The organism is Celeribacter arenosi (genome assembly GCF_039539485.1).
Lineage (GTDB): Bacteria > Pseudomonadota > Alphaproteobacteria > Rhodobacterales > Rhodobacteraceae > Celeribacter > Celeribacter arenosi.
The window spans coordinates 189,229-213,887 of sequence record NZ_BAABDF010000007.1 but is presented as its reverse complement, the minus strand read 5'-3'; the positions used below and the strand labels follow the sequence as shown (position 1 = coordinate 213,887).

The window sequence follows — 24,659 nt, the reverse complement described above, 5'->3', positions numbered from 1 at the left end:
CTAGATGGAAAAGACGCGCGCATTCTCACGCGTTTCGCGTGCGACTTCGATCAGTCCCCCGTCACCGTCAGCCCCAGCATTCGCCACCCCTGCATGCCCGCGCGGTAGTAGTAGATTTTGTCCGCCGGAAACCCCGCCTCGATCATGCGCCGCGCCGCGGTCGGGCTCTGTCCGCACCATGGGCCATTGCAGTAGAGAGCCACCGATTTAACCTCCGGCCCGTCGCAGATGAACCCATCAAAGTCCGGCTCACATCCCAATTCGCCGAGGCGGTCGGCGGCCTCCGTATAGGGCACGTTCACCGCTCCGGGGATGGAGCCACCTTCGAAATCGGGGCGCACGCGACCGTCGATGACCACCACATCGGGATCATCTAGGAACCCGAGCAACTCCAACTCCCCGATCGGGGTCACACCCTCGGCGGGGATCATCGGCTGAATACAGAAATTCGGGCAGGGCCGCGCGATTTGGGCGAAATCGCCTTCGATCACCGCCGCATTGTCCTGCACACGGGATATCTCAACAGGACCCGCAGCTGTTTCTACAGTCACGCTCATCATATCCTTCGTGATGCCAACAGGGTCGGCCATCACTCCTCCTGCCGCGCCGATCACCAACGCAAACGCCAGTCCAAAATACCGCATCAGTATACTCCCTGCACATCGTACATGACCGGCTCGAAGGTCTTGCACATCTGGTTGATTTCGCGATTGCGTTTGCGCATTTCGTCGCTGCGTAACATCGCCTGATAGTCTTCCCGTCTCTCCCATTGCGAATAATTCGCCACCCGCGTCTGAGCATCATTCATATGCAGCGCAGCGGCGATGAAGCCGGGTTGTTTTGAAATGCATTCGGCGTAGGCCGCCTGCAATGCCTCAAGCAGGTCAAGAGCCGAAGCAGGTGTGGTTTCAAATGTTGTGAGCACTGTCTGATGGCCGGTGCCAGTTTGAATGGTGAGCATGGTTTCTCCTCCCTTGCTTACCCCATCCTACCACGGTTTGGCGCAATTGAAGCCACTGTTCACTCTCTCGAACCGCGACAGGTTGCAGCACGCAAATGCAAATGCAGATCGCTTGCCTTGTGCGCTTGGCAGGGCTTAGCATCCGGCCATGAGCGACAAACCGACATCCCCGATCCGTCAGACTGACGACGAGGCACGCGCACTCGCCGCCAGTATTCTAACGGGTGCGCGGATCGCCGCACTTGGTCTTTGGGATGCGGACGCCGCGCGCCCTCACGTGACCCGCATCGCCTTTGTGCACGATCCTGACCTTGGCTACTTCACGCTGGTCTCCGATCTCTCGAAGCATGCATCGCTCATGAAACAGAGCCCAGTTGCGTCGCTGCTGATTGGGGAAGCCCCTGACAAGGGCGATCCACTCGCCTTCCCTCGACTGACATTGGCCGCCGATGCCGCATTCATCCCCCGCGATGCCCGCGAACGGGTCGCGATGCGCGCACTTTGGCTGGAACGCCATCCGAAGGCCGCGCTCTACATCGACTTTGGCGATTTCAACTTTGTCCGGTTCACGCCTCTGGGTGCCGATTTGAACGGCGGATTTGGCAAAGCCTTCCGCCTATGCAAAACGGACCTGCCCTGAAAAAACCGGCCCCAAAAATGGGGCCGGCGTTTTGAACTTTGGTGTAAGCGGCCCTTAGACCGGTCGATCGACCCGTGCCACAACTTGCACTGTGCCTTTGCAAGCGGTCTTGAACGTGATCGCAGCGCTGTTGGATTCCGCACCATATGCCAAGGTGGCATAGGGCGTTTCATAGACACCTTGCCCCGCAACAGAAGTCAGCGCCCCGACAGGCACCACGCTTTCCACACACCGCGCCCAGCCTTTGAACGGCAGGTACTCCGAGAAATCGAGAACCCATGTCGTCGCCTCGGTGTTTTGCGAAAACTCGAGCGAAACGGGGTTATAGCTTTTGTCGGTCACACCATTGTAAGTGTTGCCGGCGAAGACGACGTTTCGCATCCGACCATAGTCAAGATCAGCATAGGTCGTGTCGACGCGATCAATTCGTTCAATAAAGCCATTGAGCGATTTGAACGTGTTCCCTTGTACTGAGAGACCTTGGATAAAGTGCCCCGGTCCATAGGGTTTCACCACGATAAAGCTGAACCAGTCCGCACTATCGTTCACGGTGAAAATGTTGCCCGTAATCGTGAGCCCGCCAAAGGAGTATTCGTTGGAAAAATCGGGCTGCGCATCATGTTCGTTCGTCATCTCGATAAACGAGTTGTCGATATAGTTGCCTGTCACGACGGATTTGACATTGGGATAGGTGAACACCAATCCCGCCAAACGCGGGCTGTCCGTATCGCCATCGCCCTGAAACCAGTGGTTGCCTGTGAACAGGTGACCGTTGCCAAAACAGATGGCGGTGTGACCAAACCGCTGGAACCGGCTGTCGCGGATTTTTGTATCATTCCCGTTCACGTTGAAAGCGATGGACTGACGGTTCTCGGCACGGACGTCTTGTTCATTGGAAACGAACGAACAATTGTCGATGTGCAGGTCCTGGCACCCTCCCCCATGCGAGGTGATCCCACGGTTGAGCGGCGATTTGAAATGGCAGTTCTTGACCGAGAAATTGTTACCCGCCGGCGCGAGCAGAATGCCGGATGCACGTCCGTTCAACAAAAACTCGACATGGCTGATCTCAATCTGGGACAGTTTGGAAAAGCCGGAGAAGTCGAGCGCATATTTGAAACGCGTGAACGTATAGGTCTGCGATCCGGGGGCTGCAAATAGAGGCTGCGACAGGGTCACGGTTTGCGCCCCGACGTTCACCGCCTCCACATAGACCTCGCGACCGACGCCCTGCCCCGTCACGAGGCTACCGACGGCCACGTTCGCGACATTGGCCACGTTGGTCAATTGGCGCGGATTGGCGACTGAGTAGGCCCCTGCCGAAGTCACTACGTCGCTGTCCCACGCACTGGAAGCCTGCACGTTGATTTGGCCGTTGTGGATCAATCGCCGGATTTCAAAGCTTGATTGATTGCCAACAGCGGCGGCTACGTCGATTGGCGACGTGATTTCGATCCGACGCCCGCAAAGATCAAGCGCTTCGTGATCCGTGTAGTTCAAAAGCGCCTGAAACGCCTTTCTCAGCGCCAGTTCTTCATCGCCAAACGCATCGATGTAACTGTTGAGATCAAAGCCCCGTCGCAACGCGAGACGATCCCCGTCAGCCATGACCAAAGTGCCCTGAAACACCGGTTCATGCACCAATGTCAAATTGCCTGCGATCCTGTAGGACCCGGTCGGCACGATGATTTTGCGCCCGTTGGCCGCCGCATCTGCGGCATTGAACGCGGCCAGACAATCTGTGGTCCCGTCGCCCACCGCGCCAAAGTCGCGAACATCAATGACGCCAGAGCTGTCGGCGAGGAAAAAACCGGAGACATCCTCGATCCGGATGTCATCAATGCGCACTGTGCCCCCATTGGAGCCGGTCAGGTCGAGTCCGAAGTGGCCGTAAATCGAAGACAGGCCCCAAGGCATGTCCACGCCGCTGCGCGCGCCGGACCCCACAATCGCGGACACTTCAACCACCTCGCCATAGGAGGTAAGCGCGACAGTTTCGCCCGTCTCGACTAAGCCGGATACATGGGTCTGGCCACTCGCACCGGCCCAACCGGCAATGCGTACAGAGGGCAAATTGCCCGATACCGCTTTGATGCGCGCTGTGATGCGAAGGTACATGCCAGGCAGCAAAGGCGTCTCGCCCATGTAGCGCAATTTGGTGACCGAGGCCTGCTTGACGATCTCGAGACACCCGCCGAAATCGGCATCCGCCGCTACGATTGCGGCGTTGGGTGCGCCTGCATAGGTCGCCGACCCCACCGTACCATCTTCGCTGGACCATTGGCCCAACCCGTTTGCAAATGCCGGCGGCATAAGCACCAACCCGTCCGTAATCGCCTTGTTCATCGAAGCCCCTTTCACATCGGAAAGGACAGACGCGACCCCCAAACTCACAGCCCGTCATTAACCGGCCGTAGGTTCGGTCAGGCGCGTGTGTCCCGATATGAAAAGCGGTTTACCCTCTCACCCCTGACTTCGCGGTTACACCTGCGCGCGCCCTAGCCGCATGCACGCAACGCTAAACGGCAAAATCCGGCATTTCGACAGGGCGCACCCCGTTGATCTTCCACCCCGCGTCCGTTTCGACCATGTCGTATTCGAATGCCTGCAGCGCACCGCCTTCGCCTTTGATCACCACCGTCTGGCGCAGGCGGCCGTCCTGTTCAATGCGCTCAGAAAACGTCGCCCCGCGATTGTCCCAGATGACGCTATAGCCATTGCGCACCATCATCTCGAAATTCTCGGGGGATCCGAACATGCCTTGGATCATAGGGCTTGCATGGCCCCACGCCCGCGCCACATCGCGCGCGGCAAATGCGCCGAGTTGATCGGAAATGACATCCGTCACCGCATCGGCCATCGCCGATAGCGGCAGGCACAGCGCAAATAGGGTGGCTGAAATTCGTTGTGCAAACATGAAAAACCCTCCGAAAGACTGCCAAAAGGCTAGCCCGCCGGAGGGTCAATTCAAGACGTCAGGTTTTAACCCAACTCGCCGTTCAACCCCTGCTCGATAAGCACACGGGTTTCTTCGGCACCGTAGAGGGCGGCAAAGGAGCCAAAACGTGGCCCTTGCGATTGTCCCAAAAGCACCTCGTAGAGCGCTTTGAACCATTCACGCAGGTTTTCGAACCCATGGTTCTTGCCGACTGCAAAAACGATGGACTGCAGGAAATCACCATCCGACATATCGGCGACAGGCAATGCCTCGTCGACGCCCGCAGCGGCGTTCTTTTTCGCGATCTGTGCGAGTGCAACTTCGGGCGACCCAAAGGCCGCGCGCAGGTCTTCCATCGCGGCGCGCTCGGCCTCGGTTGGTGCGCGAAACACCTTCTCGGGTTTCACGAAATCATTGTAGTAGCGCACAGCATAGCCTGCGGCGGCGTCCAACTGCGGATTGCCCTCAGGCGACGCATCGGGCGCATAGCGGCGGATATAACCCCAGAGCTGGTCCTTTTCCTCAGCACCCGCCACGGAGGCAAGGTTGAGGAGCATCGAAAACGGCACGACCATGTCAGAGGCCGGCACATCCTCTCCGTGGATATGGAACACCGGATTGTTCACACGCTGGGCCGCATCCTGCGTCGCGTAGGCGCGCAGCTGCTGGTGATACTCGTCCATCGCACGCGGGATCACATCGAAATGCATCCGCTTTGCCGTTTTCGGCTTTTGATACATGAAATACGACAGGCTCTCGGTCGAGGCATAGGTCAACCATTCATCAATGGTCAGGCCGTTCCCCGTCGATTTCGAAATCTTCTGACCATTTGCATCCAGAAACAGCTCATAGGTAAAATGCGCGGGTTTCACACCGCCGAGGATCTCGCAAATCCGGTCATAGATCGGCGTGTTAGTGCTGTGGTCTTTACCGTACATCTCGAAATCGACATCCAGCGCCGCCCAACGCGCGCCGAAGTCAGGTTTCCACTGCAATTTCACATTGCCGCCCGTCACGGGCAACGTCCACTCGCGTCCGTCTTCGTCGTCGAAAGTGATCGTGTAGTCGTCACGGTTTACCGACTTCATTGGCACGTAGAGAACCCGCCCCGTTTCGGGGTGAATAGGCAAGAAGATCGAATATGTCTGCTGACGCTCATCGCGCAGAGACTTCAACATCACTTTCATGACGTCATCATACTTGTCGACGGCACGCTTGAGCACCTCGTCGAACTGGCCCGATTTGTAGAAATCCGTGGCGGAGTAGAATTCGTAATCAAACCCGAAGGTATCCAGAAACCGGCGCAACATGGCATTGTTATACGCACCGAAGCTTTCGAACTCTTCAAACGGATCGGGCACCGAGGTCAGTGGCTTTTGTGTGTTTTCGCGCAGCATTTCCTGGTTGGGCACATTACCCGGAACTTTGCGCATCCCGTCCATGTCATCGGAAAAACAAATCAGCCGCGTCGGAATATCCGAGATCACCGAAAAGGCGCGCCGGATCATTGTCGTGCGCAGGACTTCGCCAAAAGTCCCGATGTGGGGCAGACCCGAGGGACCATAGCCGGTTTCAAAGAGCACATAGCCCTTCTTGGTCTTGGACGCCTCATACCGTTTGAGCACCGCCCGCGCTTCTTCAAAAGGCCAGGCTTTCGTGGTCATTCCGGCGTCGCGCAGGTCACTCATCTGAGGCGTTCCTTGATCCATCGCGGAAGGGTTCCCGCAAAGTCCGGTTCCTATTGCGGGCTGGCCGCATGGTCAAGAATTTCCATACATTCATGACGCAGTTGCCCCAATTTCCTGCAAGCCTTCCAAACCTGTGCGCTGCCTTTCGAAGTGCACTTCAACATCGCAGTTTGCCGAGGAGCCTTTGTCGCGATGGTGTCTGGCTAATTTGATGCAGACCACAACCTAAATTCGAAAATTCTCCTCACCCATGACCACCACCCTTGCCGGTAGCGGTATGGAGGCATATCTTCAGGTGTGGTAAAAAAAGTGAAAACAAAATGACAGACATGCCCCATTCCCTCACGCCGCAGGATTGCCTCGTCGCCGTGATGATTGCCGTGTCAATGTCCGACGAGAACATCCGCACTTCCGAGCTTATCACGATCGAAAACATCGTGAACCATCTACCGGTTTTCGCGGATTTCGATCCCGACCGCATCAAAACCGTATCTTCGACAGTGTTCGATCTGTTCGGCGAAGAGGACGGTCTGGACGCACTATTTGGCCTGATCCGAGACAACCTGCCCGACTACCTGCATGAAACAGCCTATGCTCTGGCCTGCGATGTCGCGGCAGCCGATGGTCACACCTATGAGGCGGAACTACGCCTGCTCGAAGAAATCCGCTACGAGCTGTCAATCGACCGGTTGCACGCGGCCGCGATCGAACGGGGTGCACGCGCACGCTATATGAACTTCCACCCCGAAGATCAGAGCGCGTAATAGGCGCCCCAGCGCCGCAAAAGCGCCTGCTGCATCCGTTTGGCACGGGTATTATAAGTCTTCGCGCCGCGCGGCACCTCTGCGCCATTCGCTTTGGCCGCGGCGCGCGTTGCCTCATCACCGGCAAAAATCGCGAACGCCATCCGCTTTCCGCCCGGTGCCGTCACGTAGCCCGCGAGCGTTGAAACGAAATCGAGCGTTCCGGTCTTTGCCACCACCGACACAGGCGGATCGAGAGCATTGCCATCTAGGTCGTAAACCGGAATTGGTTTCAGAATCGGGGCCAACTGCGCCTCGACACCCTGCGCGGACAGCATTTTGACCATATCCGCGACAGACACTTCTGACGCGCCGCCAAGGCCGGAATGATCAACAAAAGACATATGTCGCATCCCGAGCCGAACGCGCGCCCACGCGTTCATACGCCGCGCAGAGGCCTCCAAGGATGTAATTCGCCCACCCCGCGCATGGCTCGCCGCGATGCCAATTACTTCTGCTGTCAGGTTCGTTGAGTACTTCAACATATCGCGCAGCATATGCGTCAAAGGCGGGCTGTCATGGCGCGCCAGATCCTTGGCTTCCGGTAAATCGGACACTCGCTCGGCTCGGGGCAACCGTAGGCTTTGTGCACCGCACAAGGCGACGAAAACCTCTCCCGCATAAAGTGCGGGCAATCGTACCGGCAACCACCGCGCGCCCCCGTTACCCAAAGCGCCGCGTGCGACTGACCACCGGTCCACACTCTCACCCGGCTCATGATCAAACACCGGCACCGCACGATCAGAGATGACCATCCGCGCAATGCGCACATCCGGGGCGTGGGCTTGCGCGCGCGCGTCCATTTTGACGGAGTACCCGTCCGAACCCCGTTTCCACTCGAAATGCACACGGTTGTAATTGAGATTGAGCCCTGAAATCGTGGGGTTGTATCCCGCGTATTCTGTCTGGGTCGCGTCGATTTCCTGTATTCGCGGCAATTCTCCGTCCCACACCAGAAACCGCCCCGTTACACCGTGCACGCCCGCATCCACCACTGACTTGGCGAGACCTGCCAACATATCGGTGTCCAACGTGGGATCACCGCCGCCTGCGAGGATCACATCCCCTTGCACGACGCCCTCCACGACCGGTCCGGTCGCCAAAACTCGCGTGCTAAATCGATACTCCGGCCCCAGCGTTTCTAACGCATAGAGCGCCGTCATCGCCTTTGCCACGGAGGCGGGCGGCAACTGGCGCAGCGGATCATGCATTTCTAGAACTGCGCCCGTTGCCACATCGGCCAACGCATAGGATACCGCGCCAGACAGCCCCGCTTCGTCAACAATCTGGTCGCCATCCGGGATCGCACGCAGACCCAAACCGGTGGGGCGCGCCAAAGGCAGGGGGGAGCGCACCACTGGCTCGCCAAAGGCCGCCTGCGCTACACCACCCAAAAGCAGCCCGATCGCACCGCGTCGTGATAAGCGAGCGGCGACGGGATGTGTTGTGCGGTTTGTATTCTTGCCTGTCATGGGCGCGAATTAAGCCTTCGTTGGCACCAAAGGGCAATCCCTCACGTGTCGGCTTTCCACTCACCGGCCTGACGAATGCGTGTAGAGGAGGCGTCACTCATGGGCACATTGATGAAACACCAACACGGTGGCGTGCGCCGCCCCAACAACCGCGATGCGCGCCCGGGTAATTTCGCGGCGCCAAAGGTCTGGGCTGCCACCGAATTTCGCGCAGCTCCACGCGTTCCCGGACGGGCAATGACGCCGACTGCAACCCGCTCCATAATTCCCTGCCAATCCTGCCAACGATGAAACTGCGCAAGATTGTCCGCCCCCATCAGCCACACGAAATGCACACCGGGATAAAGACGCTGGAGGGCCTCCAATGTCGCCGCCGTGTACCGCGTCCCCGTATGTGTTTCGATATCAGTAACCTGCACTCGGGGATGGTCCATAACCGCACGCGCATGTGCTAGGCGCTTTTCCATCTTCGCAGGCCCTGCCTGTTTTAGCGGATTGCCCGGACTGACCAGCCACCACACTCGATCCAACCCGAACCGTTTCAGCGCCATTTTTGTGATATGCACGTGCCCTTCATGCGCGGGGTCGAACGATCCCCCGAGCAAACCGATCACCTGACCGGCGCGGGCATATGGTAGCGAATGTCTCACCGCCTCTGATTGCTGGGCACAGTTCCTATTGTCAATCGTCGCGCTAAGTAACGGTCCCATGAATCCATGCCTCGGGGCGAAAACTGACGCCCCATTGCCCCGCGCGTCGCGCTCCGGTATTCAGCGCCAAACCCATTCACGGAGTCCCCCATGGCAGCCAATAAATTCGTCTACTTCATGGACGGCGTGTCCAAGACCTATCCCGGCGGGAAAAAGGTCTTTGAAAATATCCGCTTGAACTTCCTGCCCGGCGTTAAAATCGGCGTCGTCGGTGTCAACGGCACCGGTAAATCGTCCCTCATGCGGATCATGGCCGGCATCGACAAAGACTTCCAAGGCGAAGCATGGGCCGCCGAAGGTGCACGCGTCGGCTACCTCCCGCAGGAGCCCGAACTCGACCCGTCTCTCGATGTACGCGGCAACGTGATGCTCGGCGTGGCGGACAAAAAGGCCATCCTCGACCGCTACAACGACCTCGCGATGAACTACTCCGACGAGACCGCCGACGAGATGGCAAAACTCCAGGACGAAATCGACAGCCAGAATCTCTGGGACCTCGACGCGCAAATCGACGTTTCTCTGGAGGCCCTGCGTTGCCCGCCCGATGATGCCGATGTCACCACCCTCTCGGGCGGCGAAAAACGCCGTGTCGCGCTGTGCAAATTGCTGCTCGAAGCGCCCGACATGCTGCTCCTCGACGAACCGACCAACCACCTCGACGCCGAAACCATCGCATGGCTGCAACAGCACCTGATCGACTACAAAGGCACCATCCTTATCGTCACCCACGACCGCTACTTCCTCGACGATATCACCGGCTGGATCCTCGAACTCGATCGCGGCGCAGGCATCCCTTATGAAGGCAACTACTCCGCCTGGCTCGAACAAAAGGCAAAACGCCTGTCCCAGGAAGCGCGCGAAGACAAATCCAAACAGAAGACGCTGGAACGCGAACTCGAATGGATCCGCCAAGGCGCCAAAGCCCGTCAGGCCAAACAAAAGGCCCGTATCAACGCCTATAACGAGCTCGCCGGTCAGTCCGAGCGCGACAAAATCACCCGCGCCCAGATTGTCATCCCCAACGGCCCCCGCCTCGGCTCCAAGGTGATCGAAGTAAACGGCCTCAAAAAGCACATGGGCGACAAACTCCTGATCGAAAACCTCTCCTTCTCGCTGCCCCCCGGCGGCATTGTCGGCGTGATCGGCCCCAACGGCGCGGGTAAATCCACTCTGTTCAAGATGCTCACCGGTCAGGAAAAACCCGACGCAGGCACCGTTGAATACGGCGACACCGTCAAACTCAGCTACGTCGACCAGTCCCGTGATGACCTCGACCCCAACGCCAACGTTTTTGAAGCGATTGCCGACGGTCAGGACATTATCAAACTCGGCGACGCCGAAGTGAACGGGCGTGCCTATTGCTCGACCTTCAACTTCAAAGGCGGCGACCAACAGAAAAAGGTCGGCATCCTGTCGGGTGGTGAGCGTAACCGCGTCCACCTCGCCCGCCTGCTCAAAGACGGCGGGAACGTCCTCCTCCTCGACGAACCGACCAACGACCTCGACGTCGAAACACTCCGCGCTCTAGAAGACGCGCTGACCGACTTCGCCGGCTGCGCCGTGGTCATCTCCCACGACCGCTTCTTCCTCGACCGCATTTGTACCCACATCCTCGCCTTTGAAGGTGAAGCGCATGTCGAATGGTTCGAGGGCAACTTCGAGGACTATGAAGAAGACAAGAAGAGACGACTTGGAGCAGATGCGCTGGAGCCGAAGCGGCTCAAGCATAAGAAGTTTGTCCGCTAAACAAACAAAGGCGCCCTCGGGCGCCTTTGTTATGCGTGCGCCGCGCCCTCCCCCACTTGCCCAACCCCCACCAACACCCCACATATCCCTTAACACCAATGGGAGATCCAAAATGTCCTACACCTTCAACCGCCTCATCACCGATGCTGATTTTGACGCCGTGGATGCGCGCACGCGCAAGGCGCTTCAGGACGCAGGGTTTGGTGTCCTCACCGAGATTGATGTCGCCGCGACGATGAAAAAGAAACTCGACCGCGACATGCCCGCCTACCGCATCCTCGGCGCCTGCAATCCCACGATGGCCTATGAAGCGATCCAGATGGAACCGCGGGTCGGCGCGATGCTGCCCTGCAACGTGATCCTGCGCGACACGCCAGAGGGCGTCGAAGTCTCCGCCATCAACCCGCGCGCGTCCATGGCCGCAATCGACAACCCCGATCTGCCCGATCTCGCCGGTCAGGTCGGCGAAATGCTCAAAGGCGCGATTGCCGCGATCTAACATGCGTTTTCTGCGCGAAAATTCGCTGCTGGAAACATCGCCACTATCCTTGAATGCAAATATTCTTATTTATGCACGCATTGAGAAACTAAAGAAGAATTATGGCGCATGAAAAACTTGATCCGTCCCGTGGCCTTTGTCGTTCTGGCCGCTCCCGCGTTTGCAGGCCATAACAACCCTTGGGCCACGGCAAATGACGTGATCCTTGAACAATACCATACTGAAAATCAGGCACAGAGCATCAATACGCCCGGCGAAGATGAGATGCGCGGCGTCATGGTCCAACGCGCCCGTGGCAAACTCGACCCCACTGTCGGCAAACCCGATGGCGCCGGAATTGCGGCCGATTGACTGCATCCGCCTCGGCCATAGATTGGCCGGGGCGGCGCGACTTGGTTCGCAATTTTACATGGTTTGTGGGTTAGATTCGGCCAACGCCGGAGGTCCTTAAATGCGCCGTTACTTTGCGGCCTTTTCGACAGCCGTTTCGACAACATCTTCAACCGCATCTTCGGCCGCCTCGGCGGTCTCAGCGACCTCTTCGGCTGCCTCGTCCACGATCACGTCCTCGCCCTTTTCCGCAGGCGTCGGCGCGGGCAAAGCAAGCGCTTCATCGGGAAAATGTTCCGGCAAATCGAAAGCAACATGGCCCGTCGCAGGGTCGATCGTCACTGCCGGCTTGTCGGGCAGTGTATCGAGCGCTTCATTGAGTTCACTAACCAGCCGTTCAAAAGTCTGGCGCTGCGACTCAATCGCGACCTCGGCTTTGTGGCCTCGGCCAAAACGTAAGAATTTGAACATGTTACTTCCCCCAATGACGATTCTGCACGTGCAGCATAGCCGCTGCATACACGGCAGAAAGGGTGAAAAAATCGAAACCCTCGTCACTTAGCGGGCCTCCGCCGACCCAGAGCAATTCCCCTATACATCCCGCCAAAAACCTGTCATATGCGCGATTGCTACGTTATCTCTTTCGACCCTTCTGTTCTCCTTCATCGGCCACAGTCCTCGATCGACGCTTGACTGAGCCAAGTTGCCGCAACTCCGCGGGCAACGTAATTTAGGAGTACACACGATGGCTAATGGCACCGTGAAATGGTTCAATTCTACTAAAGGTTTCGGCTTTATCGAGCCCGAAGGCGGCAAAAAAGACGTGTTCGTTCACATCTCTGCTGTTGAGCGCTCCGGCCTCACCGGTCTCAAAGATGGCGCGAAAGTTACTTTCGACATCGAAGCTGGCCGTGACGGTCGCGAATCCGCAGTGAACCTCGAACTGCTCTGAGCTTAACTGCTTGGTTAGAAAGAGAAAGCGCCCGCATTTGCGGGCGTTTTTGTTTTTAGCGCTTGCGCACGAATTCGGTGAGGATCACGATCCGCTGACCTTCGACACGCCCTTCAATTTGCCCTGCATTATCCGCCACGAGTGAGATACCGCGAACTGCCGTTCCCCGCTTTGCGGTGAACCCCGCGCCTTTGACCTGTAAATCCTTGATGAGCGTGACATTGTCGCCCGCCGATAGAACCGCGCCAAGGCTATCGCGATGGATGACCTCCGGTCCTACCGCCTTTGCCCAAGCTTCCACCTCAGGCTCAAGATAAAGCATGTCGAGCGCGTCTGTCGCCCAGCCCTCAGCACGCAACCTGTTCAAAAGCCTCCACGCGAGCACCTTTACCGCGTCGTTTTGCGACCACATGGCATTCGTCAGCGCCTGCCAGTGCCCGTCCGGAACCGCCTCGCCCCGAAGCCCCGCTGCGCAGGTTCCACATAGGCGGGCCACATCGGTTCGCGGCGCCACAGGCGTATCGACCAAAGGCGAAAATGCGCCACAAATTTCACACCCGTCCACATGCGCCTCCTGACAATACAGGCCTACCCTAGGCGCGCGCCAAGATCGCGACAAGACGCATTGCGCCGACCACCAAAATCCACATAAACTCCCCGTGACGACCACTGGCATCTGACGCGCGAAAGCCGCATAGTCATAACGCGTTTTAAAAGTGACGCCATACGGGGTGGGGCCTTCGTGAGCAGTTTTAGACTAACCACTTTCGCACTATGCATTGGCGTCGCGGCGTCAAGTGCCGCGGCTTTCGACGCCACTTTTGAGATCAGCGGCGACGACAAGGATACCAAACGCGCAATCCGCGCGGCCTCTGCGCTCGCCATCGCGGACAACGACGACGTCACGCGCCCCGACGAAATCATCGCCGCCGCCCAAGCCGACTATCGCAACATCGTCGGCTCCCTCTACCGCGAAGGCTATTATGGCCCTAGCGTTTCGATCCGCGTTGACGGGCGAGAAGCGGCGGATATGTCGCTCATCTCCCTGCCCGCGTCCGTGGGCAACGTTGTGATCACGGTCGACCCCGGGCCCCGTTTCCGTTTTGGTAAAACCATCGTGGCACCGCTCGCGCCCAACACCGTGCTGCCAACCGAATTCGCCGCGGGCGCCATTGCCCGCGCACCGGTCGTTGGTGAAGCAAAAGATGCCGCTGTTTCCGGCTGGCGCGCGGTGTCCTACGCCAAGGCGCGCCTCGCAGACCAGAGCATTGTCGCCGACCATCCCAACAAAGAACTGGACGTCGCTCTAGCCATTGATCCCGGCCCCGAAGTCCGGTTTGGCAAGCTTAGCTTTTCCGGTGACACAGGCGTGCGCGAAAACCACCTGCGGCGCATGGCGAACCTGCCTGAAGGTAAGGCCTTTGATCCCGATGCCCTCTTGCGGGTTTCGCGCAGACTGCAGCGCACGGGAACCTTCCGGTCGGTGACGGTGCGCGAGGCTGAAACGCTCAACCCCGACGACACACTCGACATCACTGTCCTACTGGAAGAGGCCGAACCACGCCGCTTTGGATTCGGCGCAGAGGTGTCTTCGCTTGAGGGCGGGGCTGTCACGGCATATTGGATGCACCGAAACATCACCAATCGCGCCGACCGGCTTCGCTTTGACGCCTCGATTTCAGGTATCGGGGGCAATACCGGCGTCGACTATCGACTGGCCACAACGTACCGGCGACCTGCGACACCGACGCGCAAGACTACGCTCGTCCTGGGTATCGAAGTTGCCCAGACCGAAGACCCCACATATTTCGAAAAGAGCGGCCAGTTTACCGTCGGTGCCGAGGTCGAAACGGACGCCTTTTCGAACTTCGAATTCGCCATCGGCTATCGCTACTCCGAAGTGCAAGACGATCTGGGAACGCGCCGTTTCCGCCACGTGATTTTCCCGATCGAAGGGTATCGTGACGAACGTGACGATTCGCTCGACGCCACATCCGGCTACTACTATGCCGCTGAAATAACGCCATTTATTGGTGTCGATGGATCCGCGTCGGGGACACGTGTGCATGCGGACGGGCGCACCTATTTTTCCTTTGGCACGGATGACCGTTTCACCCTCGCAGGCCGATTGCAGCTCGGCGCGATTTTTGGTGCCGAGGGTGCGGATGTGCCTCCTGAAATGCTGTTCTTTTCCGGCGGCGGCGGGACAGTTCGTGGCCAACCCTACAAATCGCTCGGCGTGGACCTCGGGGGCGGCATTGAAATAGGCGGGACCGGTTTCATCGGACTTTCAACCGAGCTTCGCGCCGGCATATCCGAGAAAATCGAGGTCGTGGGTTTCTACGATATCGGCGGCATAGGACCCGATCTGCCCGGAGAAAACGCAGAGTGGCATTCCGGTGCGGGCCTAGGCCTACGCTACGACACCGGCTTTGGTCCGATCCGTCTAGACGTGGCGGCTCCTGTGAGTGGAGACACCGGTTCGGGCGTGCAGTTCTACATCGGGATTGGTCAAGCATTTTGAAACGCGCCCTCACCATAGCCGCGACTCTGATCGTTCCTACCGCCCTTTTCGCGCAGGACGATACCGCGCAAACCGAACGCGATCGCTCGCTGATCGTCGCCTTTATCGAAGACAACCTGTCGAGCGCAGGCCGTGACATCCGGATCGAAGGATTTCGGGGCGTTCTCTCGAATGAGGCGACCCTCGACCTCCTGACCATCGCCGACGAAGACGGCGTCTGGCTCACGTTGGAAAATGCGGTTCTCGACTGGAACCGGCGCGCCCTTCTAACCGGTCGGCTGGATGTGACGCGCTTGTCCGCGCAGAGCATAGAACTCACCCGCCTGCCGACGGTGCCATCCGATGGACCAACGCCACAGGCCACCCCATTTGCCTTGCCCGACCTGCCGGTCGCCATCGACATTGGCGCAATCGAAGCGGAGCGTGTCCGCCTTGGTGCCTCTGTTTTGCGCATCGGCGGGTCGGTGGACATCTCTGTGAGCGGCGCGCTCCAACTGGCAGATGGGTCGGGCGCTGCCCACTTGGACATCGCGCGCCTCGACGGACCAGAGGGCAATTTCAACGTCGATGCGTCCTATTCCAATGACACCGAAATTCTTGCCCTTGACCTGTCCCTCACCGAGGCCGCGGGGGGCATCGTTGCGGGGCTTATCAACCTGCCGCGCGCACCGGAACTCGCATTGAGTGTCGCCGGAGAAGGTCCCCTAGATGATTTTGCGGCTGAAATCGCGCTAAGCACCGAAAACCAACCGCGCCTAACCGGCACTGTCGCCATTCGCGCCGCAGAAGATGTGCCAGCGGACCCCGAAACGCCACCTGCGCGGGTATTCGACGTTGACCTTGCAGGCGACATGTCGCCGCTGGTCATTGCGGAGTATGCCGCCTTTTTCGGCACAAACTCGGCGCTACAGGCCACGGGGACGACATACCCCGACGGACAGCTTTCGCTTGACCGTTTTACCCTTTCAACCCGTGCCCTGTCCCTGTTCGGCTCACTGGATCTGGCCGCCGACGGCCTGCCCACGGCCTTTGGCGTCTCGGGCAAGATCGCAGACCCCGACAACCGCGCAGTCCTCCTGCCGACTGCCGGGACACGCACCTTTATCGACGGCGCAGAACTAATCGCCCGATATGACCGCGCCGAAGGGGAGGCATGGACGTTGAGCGGGGACATTTCGAACCTGCAACGTGACGGCCTTTCCGTGGACACTATCGCTCTCAGCGGTGGCGGCACCATCGCGCGTGAAGGCACCGACCTCGCCACGTTGCTGCGCGCCGTCGCGGCGGAAATCGATATTGATGCACTGGGCATCCTGTTCGACGACGAGGCGCTGGCCACTGCCGTTGGACCCATCCTATCCGCTCGCAGCGCATTGCGCTGGCGGGACGGTCAGCCCATGGTTTTCGACAGCCTTGCCATCGACGCAGGCGACGCGCGACTAGAAGCGGCCGGGCGCCTTGGCGGTCTTTCGACAGGCCTCGAATTTACAGGAAGTCTTTGGGCCAATGCCCCTGATTTGGCGCGGTTTGCGCAAATCTCCGACATGGACCTCGCCGGCAGTGCCTCCGCCAAGGGACGTGGAACATTGCATCTGCTCGACGGACGGTTCGATTTGGACCTGAACGCAAATGCGCAGAACCTCCAGACCGGGGTGGCGCAAATCGACCCGATTGCTGGCGCGACCACGGCGATCCAGCTGGACGCCAAACGCGACGAGACCGGACTGCAATTGCGCAACATTGTTCTGGCGACACCCACTCTGGACGCCACGGCGACTGGCGTTCTGTCCAGCGATCGTGATGGAAAATCATCCTTTGACGGTCAGATATCAGCCGACGCTCGCGATCTCTCTGTATTCTCCGCCCTTGCCGGTCAAGACCTGTCAGGTAGCCTCCAAACCGACCTCGAAGGTGCGCTTTTTCTCGATGCGTCCCGATTTGATCTGCGCGGCACCGCCGTGGCCACGGACCTTCAGACCGGCATGGCAAAATTCGATCGCATTCCCGGTGCGCGCACGACCATCGACATCGCCGCGGCGCGCGACGCAGGCGGTATTTCACTGAGCCAATTCAAGGTCGCGACACCGACACTCGACGCACAGGGCGCGGGGCGGTTCACCGATCTGGACACTGACGCGCCCGTCTTCGATGGCACAGTCGACCTTTCTGCGACCGACCTGTCTGTCTTTGCCCCGCTCGTCGGGTATCCGCTCCGCGGTGGACTGGATGCGCAATACGCAGGCCGGATGTCTCTCGACGCCCAAAGCTTTGACATGGAGGCCACGGCGACCGCGACTAATCTGGTCACAGGGATAGACCGCGTCGATGCGCTCACCGGTGCGCGCACAGTGATCGATTTCGCCGGCGCGCGCGAAGGGACCGAGGTTTCGGTCCGGCGTGGACAGCTCTCCTCCGCCGCCCTCGACGCCACCCTGTCAGGGGCCATTACCGGCAGTCAGGGGGCGCTCGATCTGAACGCGCGCCTTGATGATGTTGCTCGCCTTGGCACTGGCTTGTCCGGCCCATTGACCGTGACCGGCCAACTGGGGCGCGCGGTATCGGGCACTGCATGGCGCACAGACGTGAATGCAACCGGACCAGGTGGTGCATCTGCGCGTGTTGCCGGCACACTGTCGGACGACTTCAAAACCGCGAACCTCGACCTTAACGGCACCGCGCCACTGGGGTTGGTCAATAGCTTTACCTCGGCGGCTTTGCTACAGGGCACCGCAGCCTTCGATCTCGCTCTCAACGGGGCCCTCGAACTCGGCTCACTTTCGGGCCGCATTACTACACCCCAAGGCGCGCGGTTGGTGGTCGTCAGTCAGACGCTCGCATTTGATATCAACGCCGCCACCGTGGACTTGCAGGGCAATGAAGCCCGCGTCGACATCACTGCGCAGGCTGAAACAGGCGGGCAAGTGTCGCTTGCCGGCCCGATCGGCCTCTCCGAGGGGTTGCGCGCCGACTTGGCCGTCCGCCTGCGTGACCTCGTTCTCGAACAACCCCGCCTCTATCGAACATCCGTTTCCGGCGATCTGAGCATTTCCGGCAACCTATCCGGTGGTGCGCTCATCGCAGGTCAGATGGAATTGGGCGAGACGAACATTTCGGTCAACCCCACAGCGCTTGGCGCGAACGAGGATGTGCTCGACGTCACACATCTCGGGGCACCATCCGATGTCACACAAACGAGAGAGCGCGCAGGTCTTCTTGCCAGCGAAGGCAGCACCACCACGGCCTCCCGCGTGGCCTATCCCATCAATGTGCGGGTCAGCGCTGCGAACCGGATATTCGTGCGCGGGCGCGGGTTGGATGCGGAAATGGGCGGCTCCCTCACTGTGCGCGGCACCACCGCAAATGTCATTCCTGTGGGTCAGTTCAACCTCGTGCGCGGGCGTCTGTCGCTCCTTGGCAACCGGATCGACATGCAGGAAGGACAACTGACCCTGCGTGGCGATCTCGACCCCACTTTGCGCCTCGTGGCGAGCACAACCACCGATGATCTCACCGTCTCGATCATCCTTTCCGGCCGCGTGAGCACGCCCGAACTGACTCTCGCATCCTCTCCGGAACTGCCCGAAGAAGAAATCCTCTCCCGCCTGCTCTTTGGACGCGGGATCACGGAAATCACAGCCATTCAGGCGGCACAAATGGCCGCGGCGATTTCAACGCTGACGGGGGGCGGGGGCGGTCTCGTGGGCAATATTCGTGACAGTTTCGGCCTCGACGATCTGGACCTGACCACCTCCGAGGAGGGCGATGCCTCCCTGCGCGTCGGCAAATACCTCTCCGAAAAGGTCTACACGGACGTCACAATCGACAGCAACGGACGATCCGAGATTAACCTGAACCTCGATGCCACGGACAATGTGACGATCAAGGGCACGTTGGGGTCAGATGGGGAAACCGGATTGGGCGTGTTCTTCGAAAAGGACTACTGACGGTTTGACCTTGGTCAAGCGAAGTTGGTGCCGGGGTGGTATACTGTCACCTCTAAAAGGAGCGCCGACCTTTGACCGAACCTGATCGCGAAGCAGTCTTTCGCACCGAAAACCTTGTGAAAACATATCACACGGGTGGTGTGGACGTGCACGCATTGGCCGGTGTGGATTTAACACTTTATGCGCGCGAATTGTCCGTGCTTCTCGGGCCATCAGGTTCGGGAAAATCTACCCTTCTGAATATTCTTGGCGGCCTTGATCATGCGACTTCGGGAAGCGTGCGGTTTCGCGATCTTGACCTGAACACGCTCAATGACCGCCAATTAACCCGATACAGGCGTGACCACGTCGGCTTTGTGTTCCAGTTCTACAACCTCGTGCCATCGCTCACGGCGCGCGAGAATGTGCAAATGGTCACGGACATCTCGCCAAACCCGATGCGCCCCGAGGAGGCATTGGACCTTGTCGGTATGGGCAACCGGATTGACCACTTCCCCGCCGAGCTTTCCGGCGGCCAACAACAACGCGTTGCCATTGCCCGCGCGATTGCCAAGCGACCAGAAGTTCTGTTGTGCGACGAACCCACCGGCGCGCTCGATATCACTACCGGCGTTCAGGTCCTCGATGCGATTAAGCAGATCAACGAAACGCTCGGCACCACTGCGATTGTCATAACCCACAACGCCGGCATTCAGGCGATGGCCCATCGTGTCGTGCGGTTTCTCGACGGGAAAATCGCCTCCGTCGTAGAAAACGACACGCGCATCGAACCGTCACAGATCGAGTGGTGAGACAATGCATGCGCTCGACATAATGCTGCTGAGAGACTTCCGGCGATTGTGGAGTCAATCTCTGGCCATCGCGTTGGTTTTGGCCTGCGGCGTGATGATCCTTCTTACGGCGTTTGGTATGCACCGCGCGCTCGACGACACGTTGACCGCGTTTTACGAACGCAACGAGATGGCGGATATCTGGGCCAATGTGGACCGCGCGCCATCCCACGTGGTGAATCAGATCGCAGCCCTCGACGGAGTGACACAAGCGCGCGGGCGTATCGAGAAATACCTCATCCTCGACATCCCCGGCCGGATAAAATCCGCCTCTGGCCTCGCGCTGTCTCTGCCCGTCGATGGTGATCTACCCGATCTCAACGTCCCAATCGTCCGATCCGGACGGCTCCCCGCCCCCCGTGCCAGTGATGAGGTCATGGTGAACGAACCCTTCGCCATCGCCAACGGGTTCGAAGTGGGTGACACGTTCTCGGCGCTCCTGTCGGGCCAAAAACGCGAATTGACCATTACGGGCACCGCATTGTCGCCGGAGTTCGTCTACGCGATTGGACCGGGAAATCTCATGCCCGACGATGCGGGATTTGGTGTGCTGTGGCTGCCCGAAATCGCCATGGCAGCCGCCTTTGACATGACCGGCGCGGTAAATTCTATAGCCGTGTCCCTGACGCGAGATACCCAACCCGAGGCAGTGGTCGCCGACATCGACGACCTGCTTGACCCCTATGGCGGCTCGGGCGCGTTTCTGCGCAAGGACCAGATGAGCCACGCCTTCGTTTCAACCGAGATCGAGCAACTCAAAAACATGGCGATCATCCTGCCACCGATTTTCTTCGGCATCTCCGCCTTCCTTGTGAACATGGTGATCGGGCGGATCATCGCGTTGGAGCGCACCGAGATCGGATTGATGAAGGCACTGGGCTACGCCGACCTGCACATCGCCGCCCACTTCGTGTTGCTCGCAGGTTTGACAGCCTTGATCGGAATCGCGCTTGGGTGGCTCACTGGTGGTCTGGCCGCGCGGGGCATGGCGGGGCTCTATGCGCAGTATTTCAAATTTCCCTATCTGATTTTCAATGTGTCCTATGACGCTTATGCCATCTCCGGTTTCCTCGCCCTTCTGACAGCGGCCATCGGTGCCTTGCGCTCTGCCTTGGGGGCTGCCCGTCTACCTCCTGCGGTGGCAATGTCACCACCGGCCCCCCCGCGCTACAAAAAGGGCCTTTTGGATCGCATGCTGTCGTCCCTGCGCCTGTCGCAGCCGACGATGATGATCTGGCGTTCGCTCCTGCGTTGGCCTGTGCGCACGTTCATGTCCGCAGTTGGCCTGTCCATGGCGGTCGCGGTGCTGATCGCGGCGGGATTTTTCATCAGTGCGATGGATAAGATTGTCGATGTCGCCTTTTCTCAATCGAACCGCCAAGACGCCATGCTGGTCTTTACCGCACCACGCCCCCTCTCCGCCCTCGAAGACGTGCGCCGCCTGCCCGGTGTCATCGCGGTCGAGGGAGAATACCAAGCGGCAGTGACATTGCATAACGGGCATCTCAACAAACAACTCGCCATCATCACCCGCGGCGAAGGGGCCACTCTCGCACGCGCGGTGGACGATCAGGGACGGACTGTCGAGCCACAGGGCGAAGGGATCATCATCACCAACCGCGTTGCCGAGGTTCTCGATCTGGCGCGGGGTGACATGGTTGACGTTGAGTTCATGACGGGGCGCAAGGAAACCTTCCGCCTTCCCGTCAGCGGCGTCGTCACGCAATACTTCGGCCTTGGCGCCTATATGGCGCGCGATGCGATGGCGCACCTCACGCGCGACGGGATTGAAATATCGCTGGCCAACATCTCGCTCGACAGCGCGGCGAGCGACGCCTTCAACCAGACGATCAAGGAAACCCCTGCAATCGCAAGTGCCGTGCGGCTCGGCGATATGCTAAGCGGGTTCGAAGATACGCTCGACCAGAACGTGAACACCACGAACACGCTGTTCATCGTCATTGCGATGCTGATCACTGTGGGCCTGACATACAACAGCGCGCGTATCCTGCTGTCGGAGCGGGCGCGCGAACTGGCCTCGCTGCGCATTCTGGGGTTCTCCAACTCCGAAGTATCCTATGTCCTCGTCGGGGAAACCATGCTGATCGCCGTGCTTGCCCAACCCCTTGGCTGGATATTTGGCGCGCTGATCTCATCGGCCATGGCCAGCTCCTTCACCTCCGACCTCTACTCCATCCCATTGGTCCTCACCGCGGCGAGTTTTGCGAAAGCTTCGCTCGTTGTCTTGGGCACCTCCCTGTTGGCCGTCTTGTTCGTGCGGCGGCGCATTGACCGTTTCGACCTCGTATCCGTAATGAAAACCCGTGAGTAACCCATGACCTCAAGATCACGCAAATCGCTCCTGTTCCTGCTCGTCGCGGCCCTCGCGGGGGCACTGTTCTTTGTGGCATTCCGGCCCCATCCGGTTGCGGTAGACATTGCGACCGCGACGCGGGGGCCTCTGCAGGTCACCATAAACGCGGACGGAAAAACCCGTATCCGCCACCTCTACGAGGTCTCGGCACCCATTTCGGGCACCGCCCTGCGCTCGCCAGTGGCAGAGGGCAACGAGGTCATTGGGGGGCAGACGGTTGTGGCACGCGTTGAACCCGTTGCCCCCGCACTCATCGACAGCCGGACGCGTCTGCAACTCGAAGCCGCGATTAGCGAAGCCGAGGCCGCATCCCGCCTTGCGACCGCACAATTACGTCAAGCCGACGAGGAGCTTGCCTTTGCGCAACGTGACTTTGAGCGCACTCAGGCGTTGGTGGAACGCGGGGTCGCCTCCCTCACAACTTTGGAAAACGGTCAGCAGGTTCTCAAGCTACGCCTCGCCGCACGCGAAGCCGCCGCATCCAATGTGGACATGGCGCAGTCCTCCCTCGCGCGCGCCAAAGCCGCGCTGGTTGATCCCAATGGCAGCGACGACACCAAAGCGATGGATATCGTCGCCCCGATCAGCGGCGTTGTTCTGTCCATCACTCAAATTTCCGAACATGCGGTGCAGGTCGGCGCCCCCCTCATGTCGATTGGTGCGGTCGGAGATCTGGAAATCACGGCGGATCTTTTGTCTTCGGACGCTGTCGGCCTCACGGTCGGTGCCCGCGCGCTGGTGGAACGGTGGGGCGGAACGCCTGCGCTAGAGGCACAACTCACGAGCCTCGCCCCCAAAGCGGAAACACATGTGTCGTCCTTGGGGATCGAGGAGCAACGCGTCTCTGCCGTATTCGATCTTCTGACACCACCGGAGGGCAGGATTGGTCTCGGCCATCAATACGCCGTCTTCCTACGGGTCATCACATGGGAAGATCCCGATGTGCTGCGCGCGCCGATTTCGGCGCTGTTTCGCGATGGACCCGATTGGGCCGTCTTCACTGTGCAGGGCAACGTCGCGAAGGTGACGCATGTCGAAATCGGGCACCGTGCCGAAGACCTCGTCGAAATCACTGGCGGACTAAATGAAGGTGATCAGGTGATCACGCACCCGAGCAACGAGGTTGCCGAAGGGGTGACGATCGTCGAACGGACGACCCTCTAACCCGCTCTGAGAGGTGAATCCACAATCCTTTGTCGCATTTTCGCCCACATATTAGGCATTTGCGACTTAAAAGTGCGATAATTTCGCAACGCGCGCCTTTACTGCACCTGCGGGGGCCACTCCCTATTTCGGGATATGCTGCAGAGCGGCATAGTTGAGGTGTGGAGCATTGCTGTGGCGCTCCAAAACGACGGCCCCGACGGCCTACTTAAATATCGTTTCTTTAAGTAACCAAGGGTTCGAAAAGCCGCGTGATCCGCTACCTTACCTCCTCCCGAGGTGGTGTGATCCGCGGCTTCCCTAATTTCGGATGGCTAGAATTCTGACGTCACCCATTCGAGGTTTCGTCATTCCATCGTGTAGTCTGGCAGGCTATCCAGAGTTGCTTTCAACGCATCTCCCCACCCCTGCGACAGGTCGTTGTAATAGGGATCTTCGGCCTCAATGCGCCCTTTGTGACGAATTTCAAGACTGTCAGTTTCGTAAAAATGGAAATCGAACGGCGCAGCCACCGTCAGGTTCGCCTTCAACGTGGAATCGAAACTCACGAGCAAAAGCTTCATCGCCTCCTCAAACCCCATTTCGGGATCATAGGCGCGCACGAGGATCGGGCGACCGTATTTTGTCTCGCCCACCTGAAAGAACGGCGTGTCTTCGCTGGCTTCGATGAAATTGCCCTCTGGGTAGATCAGGAACAATCGCGGAGGTCCGCCCGCGATCTGCCCGCCCAGAATAAGGGTCGCGTGGAACGTGCTGCTTGCGCGCTGTCCGACGTTCGCGTGCCCGTCGATCACTTCGCGCAGGGTTTCGGCAACCATGCGGGCCGCCTGAAACATGGACGGCACGGCCAAAAGTGACGGTGCGCGGTCCTCGGGGCTTTTGGAGCGTTCGTCGAGAATGCTCACAACGGCCTGCGTCGTGGCGAGGTTGCCCGCGGACATCAGGGTCAGAACCCGATCGCCCGGCGTATCCCAGGTCGTCATTTTGCGGAACTTGGAGATATTATCGAAACCGGCGTTTGTACGCGTGTCCGACATGAAAACGAGGCCCTTTTCGAGCATCATTCCTACACAATACGTCATAT

The 24,659-nt window shown here is 59.2% G+C and carries 21 protein-coding genes; 11 read left to right on the top strand and 10 right to left on the bottom strand.

Annotated features, from left to right (window positions below; translation table 11 throughout):
- Nucleotides 1–50: 50 nt before the first annotated feature.
- Both ABD815_RS08650 and ABD815_RS08645 read right to left on the bottom strand, forming a co-directional pair.
- On the bottom strand, nucleotides 51–644 hold the full coding sequence (locus ABD815_RS08650; protein ID WP_344846356.1) for a rhodanese-like domain-containing protein: 594 nt from the start codon (nucleotides 642–644) through the stop codon (nucleotides 51–53).
- Entirely contained in the window at nucleotides 644–961 is a 318-nt protein-coding gene (locus tag ABD815_RS08645) for an antibiotic biosynthesis monooxygenase family protein (protein WP_344846354.1), read from the bottom strand. The genes ABD815_RS08650 and ABD815_RS08645 overlap by 1 nt, the downstream gene beginning before the upstream one ends.
- Before the next feature lie 148 nt (nucleotides 962–1,109).
- Here ABD815_RS08645 and ABD815_RS08640 point away from each other — a divergent pair, with 148 nt between their 5' ends.
- Nucleotides 1,110–1,601: a pyridoxamine 5-phosphate oxidase gene (locus ABD815_RS08640; protein ID WP_344846352.1), complete on the top strand. Its 492-nt coding sequence runs from the start codon at nucleotides 1,110–1,112 to the stop codon at nucleotides 1,599–1,601.
- Nucleotides 1,602–1,655: 54 nt separating this feature from the next.
- Here the strand turns inward: ABD815_RS08640 and ABD815_RS08635 are convergent, their stop codons facing one another.
- The 3 genes from ABD815_RS08635 to ABD815_RS08625 form a co-directional block, all read right to left on the bottom strand.
- Nucleotides 1,656–3,947: a right-handed parallel beta-helix repeat-containing protein gene (locus tag ABD815_RS08635; protein ID WP_344846350.1), complete on the bottom strand. Its 2,292-nt coding sequence runs from the start codon at nucleotides 3,945–3,947 to the stop codon at nucleotides 1,656–1,658.
- A gap of 172 nt (nucleotides 3,948–4,119) precedes the next feature.
- Nucleotides 4,120–4,518, bottom strand: coding sequence for a DUF4864 domain-containing protein (locus ABD815_RS08630; RefSeq protein ID WP_344846348.1), 399 nt, complete (start codon nucleotides 4,516–4,518; stop codon nucleotides 4,120–4,122).
- Between the two features lie 65 nt (nucleotides 4,519–4,583).
- Nucleotides 4,584–6,227 carry a lysine--tRNA ligase gene (locus tag ABD815_RS08625; protein WP_344846346.1) on the bottom strand — a complete coding sequence of 548 codons (1,644 nt, stop codon included), beginning with the start codon at nucleotides 6,225–6,227 and terminating at the stop codon, nucleotides 4,584–4,586.
- A 320-nt stretch (nucleotides 6,228–6,547) separates the two neighbouring features.
- On the opposite strand from ABD815_RS08625, the gene ABD815_RS08620 reads away from it, so the two are divergent.
- The gene (locus ABD815_RS08620; protein ID WP_344846344.1) at nucleotides 6,548–6,991 is read left to right on the top strand and encodes a tellurite resistance TerB family protein; all 444 of its coding nucleotides are present in this window, start codon (nucleotides 6,548–6,550) and stop codon (nucleotides 6,989–6,991) included.
- On the opposite strand, the gene dacB is transcribed toward ABD815_RS08620, so the two are convergent.
- Together dacB and ABD815_RS08610 are read right to left on the bottom strand one after the other, a co-directional pair.
- Nucleotides 6,979–8,502, bottom strand: coding sequence for a D-alanyl-D-alanine carboxypeptidase/D-alanyl-D-alanine endopeptidase (gene dacB, locus ABD815_RS08615; protein WP_344846342.1), 1,524 nt, complete (start codon nucleotides 8,500–8,502; stop codon nucleotides 6,979–6,981). The two genes, ABD815_RS08620 and dacB, sit on opposite strands and share 13 nt — an antisense overlap.
- 41 nt (nucleotides 8,503–8,543) lie before the next feature.
- A complete protein-coding gene (locus tag ABD815_RS08610; RefSeq protein ID WP_344846340.1) occupies nucleotides 8,544–9,152 on the bottom strand; it encodes a nicotinate-nucleotide adenylyltransferase in 609 nt (202 codons plus the stop codon).
- A gap of 150 nt (nucleotides 9,153–9,302) precedes the next feature.
- Here ABD815_RS08610 and ettA point away from each other — a divergent pair, with 150 nt between their 5' ends.
- The 3 genes from ettA to ABD815_RS08595 all read left to right on the top strand — a co-directional run bounded on the left by ettA (nucleotide 9,303) and on the right by ABD815_RS08595 (nucleotide 11,808).
- A complete protein-coding gene (gene ettA, locus ABD815_RS08605; protein WP_344846337.1) occupies nucleotides 9,303–10,958 on the top strand; it encodes an energy-dependent translational throttle protein EttA in 1,656 nt (551 codons plus the stop codon).
- Nucleotides 10,959–11,070: 112 nt separating this feature from the next.
- Nucleotides 11,071–11,457, top strand: coding sequence for a DUF302 domain-containing protein (locus ABD815_RS08600; protein WP_344846335.1), 387 nt, complete (start codon nucleotides 11,071–11,073; stop codon nucleotides 11,455–11,457).
- Nucleotides 11,458–11,565: 108 nt separating this feature from the next.
- Entirely contained in the window at nucleotides 11,566–11,808 is a 243-nt protein-coding gene (locus tag ABD815_RS08595) for a hypothetical protein (RefSeq protein ID WP_344846333.1), read from the top strand.
- Nucleotides 11,809–11,916: 108 nt separating this feature from the next.
- On the opposite strand, the gene ABD815_RS08590 is transcribed toward ABD815_RS08595, so the two are convergent.
- On the bottom strand, nucleotides 11,917–12,258 hold the full coding sequence (locus ABD815_RS08590) for a hypothetical protein (RefSeq protein ID WP_344846332.1): 342 nt from the start codon (nucleotides 12,256–12,258) through the stop codon (nucleotides 11,917–11,919).
- Nucleotides 12,259–12,532: 274 nt separating this feature from the next.
- Here ABD815_RS08590 and ABD815_RS08585 point away from each other — a divergent pair, with 274 nt between their 5' ends.
- Nucleotides 12,533–12,739: a cold-shock protein gene (locus tag ABD815_RS08585; protein ID WP_344846330.1), complete on the top strand. Its 207-nt coding sequence runs from the start codon at nucleotides 12,533–12,535 to the stop codon at nucleotides 12,737–12,739.
- A 55-nt stretch (nucleotides 12,740–12,794) separates the two neighbouring features.
- On the opposite strand, the gene ABD815_RS08580 is transcribed toward ABD815_RS08585, so the two are convergent.
- Nucleotides 12,795–13,304, bottom strand: coding sequence for a PhnA domain-containing protein (locus tag ABD815_RS08580; protein WP_344846328.1), 510 nt, complete (start codon nucleotides 13,302–13,304; stop codon nucleotides 12,795–12,797).
- Between the two features lie 177 nt (nucleotides 13,305–13,481).
- On the opposite strand from ABD815_RS08580, the gene ABD815_RS08575 reads away from it, so the two are divergent.
- From ABD815_RS08575 to ABD815_RS08555, 5 genes are all read left to right on the top strand, one after another.
- A complete protein-coding gene (locus ABD815_RS08575; RefSeq protein WP_344846326.1) occupies nucleotides 13,482–15,263 on the top strand; it encodes an autotransporter assembly complex protein TamA in 1,782 nt (593 codons plus the stop codon).
- A complete protein-coding gene (locus tag ABD815_RS08570; RefSeq protein ID WP_344846324.1) occupies nucleotides 15,260–19,207 on the top strand; it encodes a translocation/assembly module TamB domain-containing protein in 3,948 nt (1,315 codons plus the stop codon). The genes ABD815_RS08575 and ABD815_RS08570 overlap by 4 nt, the downstream gene beginning before the upstream one ends.
- Nucleotides 19,208–19,278: 71 nt before the next feature.
- Nucleotides 19,279–19,998, top strand: a complete 720-nt coding sequence (locus tag ABD815_RS08565) for an ABC transporter ATP-binding protein (RefSeq protein WP_344846322.1) — start codon at nucleotides 19,279–19,281, stop codon at nucleotides 19,996–19,998.
- Nucleotides 19,999–20,020: 22 nt separating this feature from the next.
- Nucleotides 20,021–22,369 carry an ABC transporter permease gene (locus ABD815_RS08560; protein WP_344846320.1) on the top strand — a complete coding sequence of 783 codons (2,349 nt, stop codon included), beginning with the start codon at nucleotides 20,021–20,023 and terminating at the stop codon, nucleotides 22,367–22,369.
- 3 nt (nucleotides 22,370–22,372) lie between these two features.
- Nucleotides 22,373–23,575 carry an efflux RND transporter periplasmic adaptor subunit gene (locus tag ABD815_RS08555; RefSeq protein WP_344846318.1) on the top strand — a complete coding sequence of 401 codons (1,203 nt, stop codon included), beginning with the start codon at nucleotides 22,373–22,375 and terminating at the stop codon, nucleotides 23,573–23,575.
- A 347-nt stretch (nucleotides 23,576–23,922) separates the two neighbouring features.
- On the opposite strand, the gene ABD815_RS08550 is transcribed toward ABD815_RS08555, so the two are convergent.
- Nucleotides 23,923–24,657, bottom strand: coding sequence for a proteasome-type protease (locus ABD815_RS08550; protein ID WP_344846316.1), 735 nt, complete (start codon nucleotides 24,655–24,657; stop codon nucleotides 23,923–23,925).
- Between the last annotated feature and the right edge of the window lie 2 nt (nucleotides 24,658–24,659).

Coding starts and splice junctions, on each gene's coding strand:
- ABD815_RS08650 (WP_344846356.1), bottom strand. CDS start 644: ATGCGGTATTTTGGACTGGCGTTTGCGTTGGTGATCGGCGCGGCAGGA.
- ABD815_RS08645 (WP_344846354.1), bottom strand. CDS start 961: ATGCTCACCATTCAAACTGGCACCGGCCATCAGACAGTGCTCACAACA.
- ABD815_RS08640 (WP_344846352.1), top strand. CDS start 1,110: ATGAGCGACAAACCGACATCCCCGATCCGTCAGACTGACGACGAGGCA.
- ABD815_RS08635 (WP_344846350.1), bottom strand. CDS start 3,947: ATGAACAAGGCGATTACGGACGGGTTGGTGCTTATGCCGCCGGCATTT.
- ABD815_RS08630 (WP_344846348.1), bottom strand. CDS start 4,518: ATGTTTGCACAACGAATTTCAGCCACCCTATTTGCGCTGTGCCTGCCG.
- ABD815_RS08625 (WP_344846346.1), bottom strand. CDS start 6,227: ATGAGTGACCTGCGCGACGCCGGAATGACCACGAAAGCCTGGCCTTTT.
- ABD815_RS08620 (WP_344846344.1), top strand. CDS start 6,548: ATGACAGACATGCCCCATTCCCTCACGCCGCAGGATTGCCTCGTCGCC.
- dacB (WP_344846342.1), bottom strand. CDS start 8,502: ATGACAGGCAAGAATACAAACCGCACAACACATCCCGTCGCCGCTCGC.
- ettA (WP_344846337.1), top strand. CDS start 9,303: ATGGCAGCCAATAAATTCGTCTACTTCATGGACGGCGTGTCCAAGACC.
- ABD815_RS08600 (WP_344846335.1), top strand. CDS start 11,071: ATGTCCTACACCTTCAACCGCCTCATCACCGATGCTGATTTTGACGCC.
- ABD815_RS08595 (WP_344846333.1), top strand. CDS start 11,566: ATGAAAAACTTGATCCGTCCCGTGGCCTTTGTCGTTCTGGCCGCTCCC.
- ABD815_RS08590 (WP_344846332.1), bottom strand. CDS start 12,258: ATGTTCAAATTCTTACGTTTTGGCCGAGGCCACAAAGCCGAGGTCGCG.
- ABD815_RS08585 (WP_344846330.1), top strand. CDS start 12,533: ATGGCTAATGGCACCGTGAAATGGTTCAATTCTACTAAAGGTTTCGGC.
- ABD815_RS08560 (WP_344846320.1), top strand. CDS start 20,021: ATGCTGCTGAGAGACTTCCGGCGATTGTGGAGTCAATCTCTGGCCATC.
- ABD815_RS08555 (WP_344846318.1), top strand. CDS start 22,373: ATGACCTCAAGATCACGCAAATCGCTCCTGTTCCTGCTCGTCGCGGCC.
- ABD815_RS08550 (WP_344846316.1), bottom strand. CDS start 24,657: ATGACGTATTGTGTAGGAATGATGCTCGAAAAGGGCCTCGTTTTCATG.